Raw genomic sequence first — 521 nt, forward strand, 5'->3', positions numbered from 1 at the left:
CCCGCCAAGAACTACACATCATCACCCAAAACGGGAAAGACAACTAACTAGGAGAGAACAATGGAAACCCAATACACCACGCTAGAGCTAGTAGAAACCCTCATCGAGCAGGTCGAGGCCCAGCAGGACCAGATCGAACAACTCACGGGTCGAGTCCAAGTCCTAGAAGCTAAAACCGGCCAGGTAGGCAACTAACATGGCTAGTCGCAGTAAAGAAAAAGCCAAGGAAGAACGTGAAGCGAAACTCGCGAAAGCTCACGAAGAAATAGCCGCCGCAGCGTCCCGGTTCAAAGACACGCAAACGTGGAAAGACATGCTGGACTATATGGCGCAAATGCCACAGTACTCATTCCGCAACTTGGTGTGGCTCAACAATCAGGCACGCAAGCGCGGAAGCATGGAATCTTCGTTTGCTTCCTATACCGCTTGGAAAAAGCTAGGCAGGCAAGTCCAAAAAGGAGAAAAAAGCTACCAAGTTTTAGCTCCGGTCACCTACAAGCTACCCTTCCTAAAAGGTGAGG

Annotated in this window: 2 protein-coding genes; both read left to right on the top strand. The window is 50.3% G+C overall.

The window, feature by feature from the left end; genetic code table 11:
* Window positions 1-60 precede the first annotated feature (60 nt).
* Window positions 61-195 (top strand): hypothetical protein, encoded by a 135-nt coding sequence (locus HMPREF2891_RS09875; protein ID WP_261666854.1) that lies wholly within the window; start codon window positions 61-63, stop codon window positions 193-195.
* Between the two features lies 1 nt (window position 196).
* The coding region (locus HMPREF2891_RS07345; protein WP_148131767.1) for an ArdC family protein at window positions 197-521 on the top strand (325 nt) is incomplete at its 3' end.

The sequence above is a fragment of the Actinomyces sp. HMSC065F11 genome (assembly GCF_001813085.1).
Lineage (GTDB): Bacteria > Actinomycetota > Actinomycetes > Actinomycetales > Actinomycetaceae > Gleimia > Gleimia europaea.